The sequence below is a fragment of the Microbacterium sp. Y547 genome, assembly GCF_057669785.1.
On sequence record NZ_JBYHFN010000002.1, the window covers coordinates 413,428 to 429,221 of the forward strand.

General features: G+C 70.0%; 14 protein-coding genes. 2 read left to right on the forward strand and 12 right to left on the reverse strand.

All coding sequences use genetic code 11. The annotated features are described in order from the left end of the window. Positions 1-16 precede the first annotated feature (16 nt). From AC25Y0_RS05025 to lepA, 7 genes are all read right to left on the reverse strand, one after another. Positions 17-364, reverse strand: coding sequence for an HIT domain-containing protein (locus tag AC25Y0_RS05025; RefSeq protein WP_488123223.1), 348 nt, complete (start codon positions 362-364; stop codon positions 17-19). Between the two features lie 23 nt (positions 365-387). Continuing rightward, the gene (locus AC25Y0_RS05030; protein ID WP_488134316.1) at positions 388-1,143 is read right to left on the reverse strand and encodes a 16S rRNA (uracil(1498)-N(3))-methyltransferase; all 756 of its coding nucleotides are present in this window, start codon (positions 1,141-1,143) and stop codon (positions 388-390) included. Positions 1,144-1,146: 3 nt separating this feature from the next. Continuing rightward, a complete protein-coding gene (gene dnaJ / locus AC25Y0_RS05035; RefSeq protein WP_488123225.1) occupies positions 1,147-2,256 on the reverse strand; it encodes a molecular chaperone DnaJ in 1,110 nt (369 codons plus the stop codon). Between the two features lie 52 nt (positions 2,257-2,308). Next, on the reverse strand, positions 2,309-3,349 hold the full coding sequence (gene hrcA, locus AC25Y0_RS05040) for a heat-inducible transcriptional repressor HrcA (protein WP_488123226.1): 1,041 nt from the start codon (positions 3,347-3,349) through the stop codon (positions 2,309-2,311). An 80-nt stretch (positions 3,350-3,429) separates the two neighbouring features. Then, positions 3,430-4,647 carry a radical SAM family heme chaperone HemW gene (hemW, locus tag AC25Y0_RS05045; RefSeq protein ID WP_488134317.1) on the reverse strand — a complete coding sequence of 406 codons (1,218 nt, stop codon included), beginning with the start codon at positions 4,645-4,647 and terminating at the stop codon, positions 3,430-3,432. A gap of 2 nt (positions 4,648-4,649) precedes the next feature. Further along, positions 4,650-5,300 carry a DUF1990 domain-containing protein gene (locus AC25Y0_RS05050; protein ID WP_488123228.1) on the reverse strand — a complete coding sequence of 217 codons (651 nt, stop codon included), beginning with the start codon at positions 5,298-5,300 and terminating at the stop codon, positions 4,650-4,652. A 10-nt stretch (positions 5,301-5,310) separates the two neighbouring features. After that, on the reverse strand, positions 5,311-7,179 hold the full coding sequence (lepA, locus tag AC25Y0_RS05055; RefSeq protein ID WP_488123229.1) for a translation elongation factor 4: 1,869 nt from the start codon (positions 7,177-7,179) through the stop codon (positions 5,311-5,313). Between the two features lie 53 nt (positions 7,180-7,232). On the opposite strand from lepA, the gene AC25Y0_RS05060 reads away from it, so the two are divergent. Together AC25Y0_RS05060 and rpsT are read left to right on the forward strand one after the other, a co-directional pair. After that, complete coding sequence (locus tag AC25Y0_RS05060) at positions 7,233-7,973, forward strand: alpha/beta hydrolase (protein ID WP_488123230.1); 741 nt, start codon at positions 7,233-7,235, stop codon at positions 7,971-7,973. Positions 7,974-8,087: 114 nt separating this feature from the next. Beyond that, positions 8,088-8,348, forward strand: coding sequence for a 30S ribosomal protein S20 (gene rpsT / locus AC25Y0_RS05065; RefSeq protein ID WP_488123231.1), 261 nt, complete (start codon positions 8,088-8,090; stop codon positions 8,346-8,348). A 66-nt stretch (positions 8,349-8,414) separates the two neighbouring features. Here the strand turns inward: rpsT and holA are convergent, their stop codons facing one another. From holA to leuS, 5 genes are all read right to left on the reverse strand, one after another. Further along, entirely contained in the window at positions 8,415-9,461 is a 1,047-nt protein-coding gene (holA, locus tag AC25Y0_RS05070; protein WP_488123232.1) for a DNA polymerase III subunit delta, read from the reverse strand. Positions 9,462-9,493: 32 nt separating this feature from the next. Beyond that, positions 9,494-11,845, reverse strand: a complete 2,352-nt coding sequence (locus tag AC25Y0_RS05075; RefSeq protein WP_488134318.1) for a ComEC/Rec2 family competence protein — start codon at positions 11,843-11,845, stop codon at positions 9,494-9,496. A gap of 93 nt (positions 11,846-11,938) precedes the next feature. Then, positions 11,939-12,478 carry a YaeQ family protein gene (locus tag AC25Y0_RS05080; protein WP_488123234.1) on the reverse strand — a complete coding sequence of 180 codons (540 nt, stop codon included), beginning with the start codon at positions 12,476-12,478 and terminating at the stop codon, positions 11,939-11,941. 19 nt (positions 12,479-12,497) lie between these two features. Further along, positions 12,498-13,103 carry a helix-hairpin-helix domain-containing protein gene (locus tag AC25Y0_RS05085; RefSeq protein WP_488134319.1) on the reverse strand — a complete coding sequence of 202 codons (606 nt, stop codon included), beginning with the start codon at positions 13,101-13,103 and terminating at the stop codon, positions 12,498-12,500. A 92-nt stretch (positions 13,104-13,195) separates the two neighbouring features. Continuing rightward, positions 13,196-15,775, reverse strand: coding sequence for a leucine--tRNA ligase (gene leuS / locus AC25Y0_RS05090; protein ID WP_488123236.1), 2,580 nt, complete (start codon positions 15,773-15,775; stop codon positions 13,196-13,198). Positions 15,776-15,794: the final 19 nt, after the last annotated feature.

Here is a 15,794-nt window from a genome sequence, read left to right on the forward strand (position 1 = left end):
TCCGTCAGGGGTGTCGTCAGGCACCGAGGCTCTCCTCTGACAGTCCGCCGCCGAGCACATGGGCGTGCACGTGGGAGACCGTCTGACCCGCACCGGGGCCCGTGTTGAAGATGAGTCGGAAGTCCCCGTCGGCGTGCTCGGCTGCGAGGGAGTTCGCGAGGCCGACGAGTTCGGCCAGCAGTGCGGGATCACCCGCGGCCAGCTCGACGACGTTCCGGTACTCCTCGGTCTTGGGGATCACGAGGAGGTGCACGGGCGCCTGCGGGGCGATGTCGCGGATCGCGAAGGCATTCTCGGTCTCGGCGATGATCTCGGAGGGGATCTCCCCGCGGAGGATCCGCGTGAAGATCGACGATTCGCTCATTCGGACAGTCTAATCGGCACCGGTCACCAGCGGCGGAGGGCGACACTCACGGCCGCGAGGGCTGCAGGCCCCGCCGTCGACGTGCGCAGCACCGTGCTTCCCAGACGCACGGCCCGGGCTCCGGCCTCGCGCAGCACGGCGAGCTCCACGGGCGCGATCCCGCCCTCGGGCCCGACGACGAGCAGCACGTCAGCGCCGTCGTGCCAGGGGTCCCCCGGTGCATCCGCGGGGCGGACGATGTCGGTGAGACGGTCCGTCGCGGACGGCTCGAGCACGAGCATGACGGATGCCGCGGCGCGGCCGATCAGCTGCTTCGTGGTCGTGAGCGGTTCGACCTCGGGAACCCACGGGCGATGGGCCTGCTTGGCGGCTTCGCGCACGATGGTGGCCCACCGCGCGCGGCCCTTCTCGGCCTTCTCGCCCCATCGAGACACACTGCGGGCGGCCTGCCAGGGCACGATCGCGTCGACGCCGAGCTCGGTCGCGGCCTGCACGGCGAGTTCGTCGCGGTCCCCCTTCGCGAGCGCCTGCACGAGCACGATGCGTGGGCGTGGCGCGGGCTCGTCGCGACGCGAGTCGACGCGCACGACGACTTCGCGCGGCGCGACCGACACGCACGACCCCGCGAGCCAGGCTCCGCGGCCGTCGCCCACCGTGACCTCTTCGCCGACGCGCACGCGCCGCACGGTCGCGGCATGGTGGGCTTCGGCGCCCGTCAGGGTGATCTCGTCACCCGACTGCGCCGCCGTCGGCTCGTCGAGCAGGAAGTGCAGTGGCATCGGTCACCCGTTCCGGAAGCGGTCCCGCAGCTTCGAGAAGAGCCCCTGGTGGTGTTCGGTGAGCTTGGGGCCGGGCGCCTTCGTGCGCTTGGCGAACTCCTCGATGAGCGCCCGTTCCTTGCCGTCCAGCCGGGTCGGGGTCAGCACGTGGACGCCGACGCGCAGATCGCCGCGCTGGGTGCCGCGCAGCGGCGTGATGCCGCGGCCCTTGATCGTCAGCACGTCGCCGGCCTGCACGCCGGGGCGGATCTCGAGCTCGACCGGCCCGTCAAGAGACTCGATGGTCGTCGTCGTGCCGAGGATCGCATCGGGCATCGACACGTCGAGCGTCGCGAGTAGATCATCGCCGTCACGACTGAACACGGGGTGCGGGGTCACGCTCACCTCGACGTAGAGGTCGCCGTTCGGACCGCCCGCCGGCCCGACCTCGCCCGAGCCCGGCAGCTGCAGGCGCAGGCCGGTCTCGACGCCGGCCGGGATGTCCAACGACACGGTGCGGCGAGAGCGCACGCGCCCCTGGCCCTGGCACGTCGCGCACGGGTAAGGGATCGTCGTGCCGTAGCCCTGGCAGACGTTGCACGGCTGCGTCGTGACGACGTTGCCGAGCAGGCTCCGCACCTGTCGCTGCACATTTCCCGAACCGTGGCAGATGTCGCACGTCACGGGCGACGTGCCCGGCTGGCAGCACGACCCTTCGCACGTGTCGCACAGCACCGCCGTGTCGACCTCGATGTCGCGGTGCACGCCGAAGACGACGTCGTTCAGTTCGAGTGTGACCCGCACGAGGGCATCCTGCCCGCGCTCGCGCCGCGAGCGGGGGCGACCGGAGCGCCCACCCCCGGCGGCGCCGAAGAACGTCTCGAAGATGTCGCCGAAGCCACCGAATCCGCCGGCGCCACCGAACGGCGTATCGCCGCCCCTGTCGTAGCGTGCACGCTGATCGGCGTCGCTCAGCACGTCGTAGGCGTGCGTCACCTCTTTGAAGCGCTCAGACGCCTCTTCGCCCGGATTGACGTCGGGGTGCAGCTCCCGGGCGAGACGGCGGTACGCCTTCTTGATCTCGTCGGTGGTGGCGTCGCGTCCGACGCCGAGGACTTCGTAGTGGTCAGCCACTGTCGCCTTCCCTCCGCGGCTCACCGCGGGGTCGTGTCATGCCGTCACCGCGTCAGCGGGCGGCTTCGTCTTCTTCGAGTAGTCGCGTGAGGTAGCGGGCGACCGCCCGCACCGCGGCGAGGTTGTTGGAGTAGTCCATGCGGGTCGGACCGAGCAGACCCACGCGCGCACGGGATCCGGTCGCGTCGTAGTCACTCGCGAGCACCGAGGCCTCGGTGAGCCCGAATGCTTCGTTTTCACGACCGATGCTCGCCGCGAGCCCATGCTCGTCGGCGACCATCTCGCTCATCAGGGTGAGCAGCGTCACCTGCTCCTCGATGGCCTGCAGCAGCGGGTAGATGCTGCCGCGGAAGTCGGTCTCGCGCCGGGCGAGGTTGGCCGAGCCCGCCATCACGAGCCGGTCCTGACGGAACCCGTCGAGTTCTTCGGCGACGATCTGCGCGATGGCGCTGATCGCGGTATCGCGCGACGACGTGCTCGCCGCGCGCACGGCGTCGTCATCGGTGAGGCGCTGCAGCCCGTCGCGGACGGGGCGGCCGACGACGAGGGCGGCGATCTCGGCACGGATGACGCCGAGCTCGACATCGTCGTACTCGTCTCCCACGTAGACGAGCCGCTGCGAGACGCGGCCCGTGTCGGTGACGAGGACGACGAGCATCCGTCCGCCGCCGATTTGGACCAGCTCGACGTGGGTGAGGGTCGCCCGCGCGAACGACGGGTATTGGACGATCGCGACCTGACCGGTCAGCTGTGTCAGGGCGCGCACCGAGCGGGACAGCACGTCGTCGAGGTCGCTCGAACCGTCGAGGAACGACGAGATGGCCGAGCGCTGTGCCAGGCTGAGCGGGCGGAGCTCTGCGAGGTGGTCCACGAAGACGCGGTAGCCCTTGTCGGTCGGAACGCGACCGGACGACGTGTGCGGAGCCGTGATCAGCTCTTCGTCTTCGAGTTGGGCCATGTCGTTGCGGATCGTCGCAGCCGACACGCCGAAGGCATGCCGTTCGACGATGGACTTGCTGCCGACCGGTTCATGGGTGTCGACATAGTCCTGCACGATCGCCCGCAGAACCTGCAGACCTCGTTCGCTGACCACTGCGACTCCTTCGAAAACGTCCGTGCTGGCACTCACCGCAAGAGAGTGCCAATTCTAGCGGACGCCCGGCCCACTCGACGTCATGACGTGAGGGCGCGCACGACGGCGTCAGCGAGCAGCCGGCCGCGCAGCGTCAGCACGATTCGTCCGGTGATCGCGGCGGCACCCTCGATGAGCCCGTCTGCGATGAGACCCGCCACGCCGGCGCGCGCCGACGGCGGCAGGTCGGCCAGGGGCATTCCCTCGCGGATGCGTGTGCGCAGCAGCACGGTCTCGAGTACCCGCGCGGCGGCATCCGGCGTCTCGCGGCCGGCGGCGGGGGAAAGGCCCGACGCGAGCCGCTGGGCGTAGGCGGCGGGGTGCTTGACGTTCCAGAAGCGGGTTCCCGCGATGTGGCTGTGCGCGCCGGGGCCGAAGCCCCACCAGTCGGTTCCCGACCAGTAGGCGAGGTTGTGGCGCGAGCGCTGGGCGACCGAGCGCGACCAGTTCGAGATCTCGTACCAGTCGTATCCCGCCTCGGCGAGCACTCTGTCGGCGAACTCGTACATGTCGGCCTGCAGATCGTCGTCGGGTGCGGGTACTTCGCCGCGACGGATCTGACGCGCGAGCTTCGTGCCGTCTTCAATGATGAGCGCGTACGCCGAGACATGGTCGGGCTGCAGCGCCGTGACCGCCTCGAGCGAGGCCCGCCAGTCATCGAGCGACTCCCCCGGTGCACCGTAGATGAGGTCAAGGCTCACGGCGAGGCCCGCGCGACGGGCGGCGGCCACCGCCGTCGCGACATTGCGCGGCTCGTGCGTGCGATCGAGCGCGGCGAGCACGTGCGGCACCGCGGACTGCATACCGATCGACAGTCGCGTGACGCCGGATGCCGCGAGCTCAGCCGCGACGGCATCTGTCACCGTGTCCGGATTGGCCTCGACGGTGATCTCGGCGTCGTCCGCGATGCCGAACGTGTCGCGGACGCCCGCGAGCATGCGCACCAGGTCGCCGGGCGGCAGCAGGGTAGGGGTCCCGCCGCCGAAGAAGACGGTCGCCGCGGGCCGCAGATCGCCGTGCTCGGCCAGGACGTTCCGCGCCAGCGCCACTTCCTGCAGCAGCGTGTCGGCGAACTCGTCCTGACGCGCCCCGCGCAGTTCGGTCGACGTGTAGGTGTTGAAATCGCAGTAGCCGCACCGCACGACGCAGAAGGGCACGTGCAGGTAAACGCCGAAGGGCGTGCTCTGATCGACGGCGGCGCCGGCCGGAAGGCGGCCGTCGGGCGGAGCGGGATCGCCGAGCGGAAGTGCGGAGCCCATCGTCAGGCGGGCGTCGTGTACAGCGGCGAGATCGCACGCAGGTAGCGCGTGAACAGCTCACGGCGGCGGCGCCGTGTCAGCGCGGGCACCAGACGGTACAGCGGGGAGACGGGGGCATCGAACGCGCGCACCGTGAACCACACTTCGTCGTTCTCGTGCCAGTCGATCATGAACGACTCTTCGCCGCTCACGACCGAACCGCCGACTGTGCCGAGCGCGAAGCCGACGCGGCGGGGCTCTTCGACGACGAAGATGACGCGCAGTTCGGCGTCGCCGTTCAGTCCCCTCACGCGCCCGTGCACCCGCACGCTGGTGCCGCTGGAGACGAACGGCGTGCCGTCGGCGTCGAACCGCTGCTCGGCATCGGTGCGGCTCGGCGCGATGGGGTTGCCCTCGGCGTCGAAGCCGACGCCCGAGTACATCGGCCCGGCGGCCGGGCGCACATCCCGCAGCGCAAGTCCTGCGCCGCGCTGCGCGCCCCACGAGAGCAGGGCTTCGCTCGCGCTGTGAAACCGCGCCTCGCCGCTGCCGATCCGCCAGGATTCCTCTGCCGGAATGCTGCGCTCGGGTGGGTAGCCCATGAGGTCGGGAGCCTGCGTGGCCCCGACGGCGGCGTAGTCGACGGTTCCGTCCCGAAAGGTTCCGCGGCGCATGAAGACCCGCCTACTTCGAAGTCTTCGCGTCGGTGTCGCCCGAGAGTGCGGCGATGAACGCCTCTTGCGGGACTTCGACTCGGCCGACCATCTTCATGCGCTTCTTGCCCTCTTTCTGCTTCTCGAGCAGCTTCCGCTTGCGGCTGATGTCACCGCCGTAGCACTTCGCAAGGACATCCTTGCGGATCGCGCGGATGTTCTCGCGGGCGATGATGCGTGCGCCGATGGCGGCCTGGATCGGCACCTCGAACTGCTGACGCGGAATGAGCTTGCGCAGCCGTTCGGTCATGAGGGTGCCGTACGCGTAGGCCTTGTCGCGGTGCACGATCGAGCTGAACGCGTCGACCTTCTCGCCCTGCAGCAGGATGTCGACCTTGACGAGGTCAGCGGTCTGAGAGCCCGCCGGCTCGTAGTCGAGGCTCGCGTAACCCTGCGTGCGGCTCTTGAGGTGGTCGAAGAAGTCGAACACGATCTCGCCGAGCGGCATGTTGTACCGCAGTTCGACGCGGTCCTCGCTCAGGTAGTCCATGCCCAGCAGGGTGCCGCGGCGGCCCTGGCACAGCTCCATGACGGTTCCGACGTAGTCCTTCGGCAGCAGGATGCCCACCTTGACGACGGGCTCGGTCACCTCGGCCACGCGGCCGTCGGGGTATTCGCTCGGGTTGGTCACGGTCACCGTTTCGCCCGTGTCGGTCGTGACCTCGTAGGTAACCGACGGGGCGGTGGTGATGAGGTCGAGGCCGAACTCGCGCGACAGTCGTTCGGTGATGATCTCGAGGTGCAGCAGACCCAGGAACCCGCAGCGGAAGCCGAAGCCCAGCGCGACCGAGGTCTCGGGCTCGTACTGCAGCGACGCGTCTGAGAGCTTGAGCTTGTCGAGGGCTTCACGCAGCTCTGCATAGTCGCTGCCGTCGATCGGGTAGACGCCCGAGAAGACCATGGGCTTCGGATCGGTGTAGCCCGGAAGCGCCTCGGTGGCGGGCTTGCGCAGGTTGGTGATCGTGTCACCGACCTTGGACTGGCGCACGTCCTTCACGCCCGTGATCAGGTAGCCGACCTCGCCGACGCCGAGTCCCCTGGAAGGGACCGGCTCGGGGCTCGAGACGCCGATCTCGAGAAGCTCGTGGGTCGCACGCGTCGACATCATCTGGATGCGCTCGCGCGGCTCGAGCTTGCCGTCGATCATGCGGACGTACGTCACGACGCCGCGGTACGAGTCGTATACGGAGTCGAAGATCATGGCGCGTGCCGGGGCGTCGGCGTTGCCCTGCGGCGGTGGGATCTGCTCGACGATGCGATCGAGGAGCGACTCGACGCCCATGCCGGTCTTGCCGCTCACGCGCAGGACGTCTTCGGGCCTGCCGCCGATCAGTCCCGCGATCTCTGCGGCGAACTTCTCAGGGTCGGCGGCGGGCAGGTCGATCTTGTTGAGCACGGGGATGATGTGCAGATCGTTCTCGAGCGCGAGATAGAGGTTCGCCAGGGTCTGCGCTTCGATCCCCTGCGCGGCGTCGACGAGCAGCACGGCGCCTTCGCAGGCCGCGAGGCTCCGCGAGACCTCATACGTGAAGTCGACGTGTCCGGGGGTGTCGATCATGTTGAGCGCGTAGGTCGACGCGCCCGCGGAGTCCTTCTCGGCGGTCGCCCACGGCATGCGCACGGCCTGCGACTTGATCGTGATGCCGCGCTCGCGCTCGATATCCATCCGGTCGAGGTACTGCGCGCGCATGTCGCGGTCCGAGACGACTCCGGTTATCTGCAGCATCCGGTCGGCGAGGGTCGACTTGCCGTGGTCGATGTGGGCGATGATGCAGAAGTTTCGAATCATCTCGGGCGGCGTCGCGGACGGCTCGAGGGGCTTCAGGGCGCGCGGTGACATATCCTGTCGATCCTACCCGGCGGGCGCGGGTGAGGCGGTCTAGCCTGGTGACCATGGTGGTCGAGGTCGTGTTCGTGCACGGGATCCGCACGTCCGCCACCATGTGGCGCGCACAGGTCGCGCATCTCCAGGAGCGCGGACTCGCTGCGACGGTCGTCGATCTGCCCGGTCATGGCGCCCGGCGCTCCGAGGTGTTCGACCTGGGCGAAGCGCTCGCCACGATCGATGGCGCCGTGAGGGACGCCGCGACACGCGGCGCCGTGCTGCTCGTGGGGCATTCGATGGGTGGCCTGCTGTCGACCGCGTATGCGGGGTCCGAGCAGCGCCCCCCGATCGCGGGCTTCATCGCGGCATCCTGCACGACGGTTCCGCGGGGTGTGGGGCTCGCGGCGTACCGGTTCCTCGCGCGGCGCTTCGATGCCCTTCCCGACCGGGGAATGTGGCTCAGCAACCGCTGGCTCGCCTCGACCCTTCCGGTCGAAACGCGCGCAGACTTCGGTGCGGGCGGCTATGCCTTCGACGCACAGGATGTCGCGCTGCGCAGCCTGTCGGTGCTGGATCTGCTCGCGGCCCTCGCGCGCATCGATGTGCCGCTGTGGTTCGTGAACGGGCAGTACGACCAGCTTCGGGCCAATGAGCGGCTCTTCATGAGGGTCGCCCCGCACGCCGAGCTCATCGTCGTGCCGCGCACCTCGCACCTCGTGACGGCGATGCGCCCGCGTGTCTTCAACGCCGTGCTCGATCTCGCGATCGCGACGCTGGATGCGAGGGAACAGGCAGTGCACGAGAACTGATAGACTCGGTGATTGGCTTGCGTGTGGGTTCTGCCCTCACGACCGCCGATGCGACGGCCCTCTCCCGGCGCCCGGCACTTCCATCGAATTCACTCCGAACGAAAGACGTCGAACGTGGCGAACATCAAGTCGCAGATCAAGCGCAACAAGACCAACGAGAAGGCGCGCGAGCGCAACAAGACCGTCAAGAGCGAGCTGCGGACCGTCATCCGCAACACGCGCGACGCCGTCGCCACGGGCGACAAGGCTGCCGCCGAGAAGGCGCTCAAGCAGGCGACGAAGAAGCTTGACAAGGCCGTCAGCAAGGGCGTCCTCCACGAGAACCAGGCCGCGAACCGCAAGTCGGCCATCGCGAAGCAGGTCGCCGCTCTCTGAGCCGCAATACTTCAGGCCCGTCCCTTCGGGGGCGGGCCTTTCGCGTTCCCGGCTGCCGGACGCTGATCAGGCGCCGAAGGGCGCGCGCGTCGCGATGACGGTGATGAGGCGCTCGAGCGCGAACACGGGATCGCGCGAGCCGCCCTTGACTTCGAGGTCGGCGCGCGCGGCGGCCTGGATCGCCATCCCGAGCGTCGTCTCGTTCCACCCCGTCAGGTCGCGGCGGGCCCGGTCGACCTGCCAGTCCTTGAGCCCCAAGCGGGCCGCGATCGCCGATGACGATTCGCGGTGACCCGCGACGCGTGCCATGGTGCGCAGCTTCGAGGCGATGGCGGCGACGAGGGGAACCGGGTCTGCGCCGGAGGCCAGCGCATGGCGGAGCGCGATGAGGGCGTCACCGTAACGGCCGGCGATCGCTGTGTCGGCCACCGTGAAGGCCGAGGTCTCGACGCGGCCGCCGTAATAGCGCTCGACGACCTGGTCTGTGATGTCGCCGGGCACGTCGGAGATCAGCTGCTGGCACGCGGCGGCGAGCTCGGTCACATCGTCGGCGAAGGCCGAGACGAGCGTACGCAGAGCCGTCGGCGCGATGCGTTTGCGGGCGGCGGCGAACTCGCCCGCTGCGAAGTCGAACCGGTCGGAGTCGCGCTTGATGGCGGGGCAGGCGATCTCGATGCCGCCCCCGGTGCCTGCCCGGATCGCGTCGAGCAGCTTCTTGCCGCGCACGCTCGCGCCGGTGTGCCGCAGCACGACCGTCGCGCCGTCTTGCGGGCCGTTGAGGTAGGCGATCGCCTCGGTGAGGAAGGTGTCGGAGCACTTCTCGACGCCCGAGACGCGCACGAGGCGCGGCTCGCCGAAGAGAGACGGCGACGTCATGCCCAGGAGCGACCCCGACGTGTAGTCGTCGGCGCGCAGGTCGGATACCTCGAGGCTGGGGTCCTCTGCCCGCAGGAACTCGCGGATGCCGGCGATCGCTCGCTCGGCGCAGACTTCTTCGGGGCCTGAGATGAGCACGATCGGTGCCGGCTGCGGCGCGCGCCACGACACCTGGGGGATGACCGATTTCGCCGCTCGACTCGACGATCCGGTCGATCGTCGGGGTGCGGCAGCCATGAGATCAGCCTACCGATCGGTACCGACCGCATTCAGCCGCGCTCCCTCCAGACCTGCAGGCCTCCATCGCGCACCGACAGCGCGATCATCCCCTCGGTGTCGGTTCGCGCGATCGACCCGCCCATCACGGTGAGGGCATCGAGGATCTCGCGGCGCGGGTGCCCGTACCGGTTCTCGCCGACCGTCACGAGCGCGACGGCGGGGTCGGCGTGGGCGTAGAGGGCGACGTGCTGGTCGGCACTGCCGTGGTGTGCGACTTTGACCAGTGCGTACGGCGGAGCAAGCGGGGCGGACGCGGCGAGCGCCGCCTGCGCCGTCGCTGACAGATCGCCTAGCAAGAGTGTTCGGGGAACGTCTCCCCCGCCGATGTCCACCACGACGCTCGCATCGTTGCCGTGCGGAAACGCGAGGCTGTCCGCGCGCGGCCACAGCACACGCCACCGGGCGGACCCGAGCCTCCCCCGCATTCCCGCTGTCGCCGATACGGTGTCGGCGCCCTGTCGAGCGAGCTCGGCGACAAGTCGCGCATCGGCGGCGGAGGCGGCGGGCCCATGCAGCACGGCCCCGACGCGTCCGCGCACGGCCTCCACTCCGCCGACGTGGTCGAGGTCGAAATGCGTCAGCACGAGCAGGTCGATGCGTGCGACGCCGACGCGCGCGAGGCACGCCTCGAGCGGTTCAGGCTCGGGGCCGGTGTCGATGAGTGCAACCGCCGCGCCCGATCGCACGAGCACGGCGTCTCCTTGCCCGACATCGCACACGAGGACGCGCCAGTTCCCCGGCAGGGTCCACCCGCCTGCGACCGTCGCGGTCGCGGTACTGCCCGCCACGACCCCGACGACGATCGCGACCAGCGCGCCGGATGCCACGCGCAGAGCGCGACGACGGCCTCGGCCCGGGCGCAGGCCCACGACGATGCCGAGCGCGGCCCCCGTCGCGCCGAGAAGCACCGCCCCCGCGAGACCCTCGGCCCACGGCACGAGGTCGCCCGGCAGCGCCGTCGCCGTATGGGCGGTTGCCGCGATCCATGCCGCGGGCACCCACGCGATCGCCGCGAGGCCGTGCTGCAGCCGGGGCAGCGGTGCGGCGAGGCAGGCCGCGAGACCGATCACGGTGCCAGCGGGTGCCGCGGGCGCCGCGAGCAGGTTGGCGAGCACGCCGTACAGCGGCACGCTCGGCTGGATCAGTACGAGGAGCGGTCCGCACGCCAGCTGTGCCGCCAGCGGTACGGCGAGCATGAGCGCCAGGGCCCGTGGCAGATGCCGGGCGAGTCCCTCGGCGAGCGGACGCGCGAAGACGAGCAGCGAGCCGGTCGCTGCAGCCGACAGCGCGAAGCCGAGCGAATGCGCGAGCCACGGGTCGGCGACGAGCAGCACCGTGACGGCGAGGCTCAGCACGCTCACCCCCGCCCCGGCGCGCCCGAGCAGCAGCCCGACCATGGCGATCGCGGCCATCGTCGCGGCGCGCACGACGCTCGGCTCGGGGGTGACGAGGATCACGAACCCCGCGAGCGCACCGAGCCCCGCGACGACGCGTGCTGTGCGACCGGCCCCGAGGGCAGCCGCGGCGAAGAATGCGATCCCCACGACGAGCGCGCAGTTCGCACCCGAGACGGCGGTCAGGTGTGACAGCGAGGAGCGCTTCATCGCCTCATCGAGGTCGCCGGAGACGGCGGAGGTGTCGCCGACGGACAGCCCGGGAATGAGTCCCGCCCCTGGTTCCGGCAGGCCCGCGACGGCACGTACGAGCCCCTGCCGCAGGTCGGCGGACACACCGAGGATGCTCCGCGCGGGTGCTATGACCGTCACGCCACGGCCCGCCCTCACATCGAGCACGGAACGCTCGCCGGGATCCGATCGTCGCGCTGTGCCGCGCGCGATCACCTCGGCCCCGACATCGAGGTCGCCGCGACGCGCGTCGATGTCGCCGGGCGCGACGCGCACGACGATCTCCCCAGTGACGCGGTGCTCGGCCGATCCGATGCGCACAGCGCTCACACGCGCGTCGAAGGCGAGCGTGTCGTCGGCGCGGCGTTCGACCTTGCCGATGACGCTCGCCCGCAGGTCGATCGAGCGGCCGCCGTCGACGGTCAGTGCCGCGAGGGCTTCGCGCGGGCCGTGCGCGACCGCGACGTGGGATGCCGCGGCGCCCCCGGCCGCCAGCGCCACGACCAGCACGACGGCGGCGCCGTGGAGGCCATCTCGTCGCGCCGACCGAGACCGGACCGACAGCACCACCACGGCCGTCAGTGAGGCGATCCACAGCAGGCCCGCTGTGGCGGCAGCGGTGTCGGGGGCGGCTGTCGTCCCGGCCGCTGTCGCCCACGCCACCCCGGCGGCAGGAAGCAGCCGGAGGCGCCGTCCGAGCCGACCGTCCTCCGCCACGCCTCGACGCTACGCAGCGGCATACGGGGCGCCGGGGCGGCATCCGTGATCCGTGCCGAGGTCGCCGGTCAGCGGCGGTGGGGAGGAGCCGAGTCAGCCGATCGCGTGCTCGTGGATCGGCGAGTTGAACGCCGCGCCGTTGAGCTCGAGGTAGAGGTGCCCCTCGGTGACCGAGAGCGTCGCGGTGTTTCGCCTCTGGATCGCCGGGGTGAGCGACTCGACGAAGCCGGGATCGAAGCTGCGCACGGGGATCTCGTCGGACCGGTGGATGCGTTTGCCCGACCATGTCGCGATCACCTTCGCGGGATCACGGTGGGTGTAGACGACCGTGCGATCGGCGAGTTTGCTGCCGTGGTGCAGCCGCGCCGCGTCGGGCGACCCCACTTCGATCCACGCCGTGACGCGGTTCGTGAGGTCGCGAACGAGCACGGCGGGCTCATCGGTCGCCGAGACGCCCTCGCTGAACGAGATGCCCTCTTCGTGCTCGAGGCAGTAGGCGAGCACGCGCGTCATCATGAACGCATCGGTCTCGGACGGGTGCCGAGCGACGCGCAGCATGAGATCTTCGTACACCCCGCGGTCGACGTCGGCGAGTTGCACATCGAACGTGTGGATCGTCGCACCGAGGGCCATGGGAATCGAGCCTACGCGGTCAGACGGTCACGAGATCACGCAGCGCCGCGAGCATCTTGTCGCCGATTCCGGGAACAGCCAGCAGGTCGTCGACGCTCGTGAACCGACCGTGCTGGTCGCGCCAATCGATGATGCGCTGTGCGATGGCCGGACCCACGCGCGGCAGCGTCTCGAGCGCGGCCGCATCGGCCACGTTGAGGTTGACGCGGCCGTCGGTCACGGGCGCGCCACCGGGCGCCGCGACGTCGTCGCCCTCCTGCGGCACCACGATCTGTTCGCCGTCGCTGAGCGGCCGCGCGAGGTTGACGGCGTCGCGCGCCGCCGTGTCGGTGAAGCCGCCCGCTGCGGCGATCGCATCGACGACCCGGGCCCCCTGCGGCAGGACATAGAGCCCCGGAGTGGCGACCGCGCCCGACACGTGCGCATAGAGGTCGGACAGCTGCACCCCCGCTGCATCCCGCGGTGCATCCGCCGCCTCGTCGAACGTCACCGACTCGACCGGCGCGGCAGCACCGCGGACCACGCCGATCCCGACCGTGACCGCCAGCGCGACGATGACGAGCACGACCGCGGCGCCCACGCCGAGGCGGCGCCGCGTCGCGGGCGGGTCCTCGGCCGTGGTCACCCGGCTACGCTAGGCCGCGTGAGCGCACCCGTTGTCCCGAGCACGGCAGGCCGTGCGCTCGGGGACGAGGTGCCCGTCTGTGGAGGAGTCGCTCAGCGCGTGCTGAAGCTCACGACCTTCGGTGCGCGCACGATGGCCCGGACGATCTCGCGATCGCCGAGCGAGCGCAGCACGCGCTCGTCACCGCGTGCGAGCGCCTCCAGGTCGTCGGCAGAGATACGCGCGGGCACGTCGAGCGTCGCGCGCACCTTGCCATCGATCTGCACGACGGCCGTCACAGAGTCCTCGACGAGAAGCGCCGGGTCGGCCTGACGCCACGGCACGAGGCCGACGAACGAGCTGTGGCCGAGCATCTCCCACATCTCCTCGGCCGTGTGCGGCGCGAAGAGGTCGAGGATCATGGCCGTCGCCTCGGCGGCCTCCCGGACGGCGGGGTCGGCACCGCCGGCGCCCGAGTCGATCGTCTTCCGCGTCGCGTTGACGAGTTCCATGAGCCGTGCGACGACGACGTTGAACTTCGTCTGCTCGATGAGCCCCGGCGCGTCCGACAGCAGGCGGTGGGTGACGCGGCGCAGCGCAGCGTCGCCGTCGGCCCACACGACATCCGGGGCGCTCGTGACGTCGTGCGCGACGCGCCACGCGCGCGCCAGGAACTTGGCTGCGCCGGTGGTCGAGACGTCGTCCCAGTCCTTGTCGTCTTCGACGGGCCCGGCGAATGCCAGCGCGACGCGCAGGGCGTCGGCGCCGTGCGCCTCGAGCTCGTCCGAGAAGAGCACGAGGTTGCCCTTGCTCTTGGACATCTTCGAACCGCCCAGGATCACCATGCCCTGGTTGATGAGCGACGAGAACGGCTCGGTGAAGTCGATGTAGCCGAAGTCGAAGAGCACCTTCGTGATGAACCTGGCGTACAGCAGGTGCAGGATCGCATGCTCCACACCGCCGATGTAGAAGTCCACAGGCGCCCAGCGATCGGCCTGATCGCGTGAGAACGCCTGGTCGGGGTCGCCGGGGTTGAGGAAGCGCAGGAAGTACCACGAGCTGTCGACGAAGGTGTCCATCGTGTCGGGGTCGCGCAGCGCCGGCTCCCCGGTCACGGGGTCGACCGTCTGCATCCATTCCGTCGCGCCGCCGAGGGGCGAGGTGCCCTTGGGCGACAGATCCAGACCGTGCGCGTCGGGCAGGACGAGCGGCAGCTGGTCGGCGGGAACAGGCTCGATGCGACCGTCGGCGGTGTGCACCATCGGGATCGGGGTGCCCCAGAAGCGCTGGCGCGAGATGAGCCAGTCACGCAGGCGGTACGACTTCGTCGCTCTTCCGAGACCCTTCGCCTCGAGCTCCTCTGTGATGCGCGCGATGGCGTTGCGCTTGGACATGCCGTCGAGAGAGCCGGAGTTGATGAGGCGACCCTCGCCCGTGAGCGCGACGCCGGTCTGTGCCGGGTCCTCGAGGGATGCCGCATCCGTGCCCGGATCGATCGGCACACCCTCGTCGTCGAGTTCGATCACGGGGATCGCGCCCGTCACGGGGGCGGTCGTATCGACGACGACGCGCACCGGCAGATCGAAGGCGCGCGCGAAATCGAGGTCGCGCTGGTCGTGCGCGGGAACGGCCATCACGGCGCCGTGACCGTAGTCGGCCAGGACGTAGTCGGCAGCCCAGATCGGCAGCCGCTCGCCGTTGATGGGATTGATGGCGTAGCGGCCGAGGAAGACGCCCGTCTTGGGGCGGTCGGTGCTCTGGCGCTCGATGTCGGTCTGCTTCTGAACCGTGGTCAGATAGTCCGCGAAGCGCATGCGCACGTCGGGATCGGCGTCGGCGACGAGCTCGGCAGCCAGGTCGCTGTCGGGGGCGACGACGAAGAACGTCGCGCCGTAAAGAGTGTCGGGGCGTGTCGTGAAGACCGTGACGCGCTCGTCGCGCCCCTCGATCTCGAACTCGATGTCGGTGCCGACCGAACGGCCGATCCAGTTGCGCTGCATCTGCAGCACCTTGTGCGGCCAGAACCCTTCGAGCTGGTTCAGATCATCGAGCAGGCGGTCGGCGTAGTCGGTGATCTTGAAGTACCACTGCGTCAGCTTCTTCTTGATGACCTCGGCGCCGCAGCGCTCGCATCGGCCGTCGACGACCTGCTCGTTCGCGAGCACCGTCTGGTCGTTGGGGCACCAGTTGACGGGGCTCTGCTTGCGGTACGCGAGGCCCTTCTCGTGCAGAAGCTGGAAGAGCCACTGGTTCCAGCGGTAGTAGTCGGGATCGCTCGTGTGCAGCACGCGATTCCAGTCGAACGACACCCCGTAGGCGTGGAACCCGGCCTTCTGCTGCGCGATGTTGGCATACGTCCACTCACGCGGGTCGGCGCCGCGCTTGATCGCGGCGTTCTCGGCAGGCAGACCGAACGAGTCCCACCCGATGGGGTTGAGCACGTTGTAGCCGCGGTGACGCCACGAACGGGCGACGATGTCCGAGTAGAGGTAGTTCTCTGCGTGACCCATGTGCAGGTCGCCGGACGGATAGGGGAACATCGCGAGCACATACTTGCGCGGCCTCGTGTCCTCTTCGCCGCCTGCGCGGAACGGATCCTGCGCCTCCCACCGCGCCTGCCACTTGCGCTGGACGGCGTGCGGGTCGTAGGCGCTGCCGTCGGCCGGGGAGTCGGGGGGCAGGGTCTGGCTCACAGAGAAACACCAATCATGG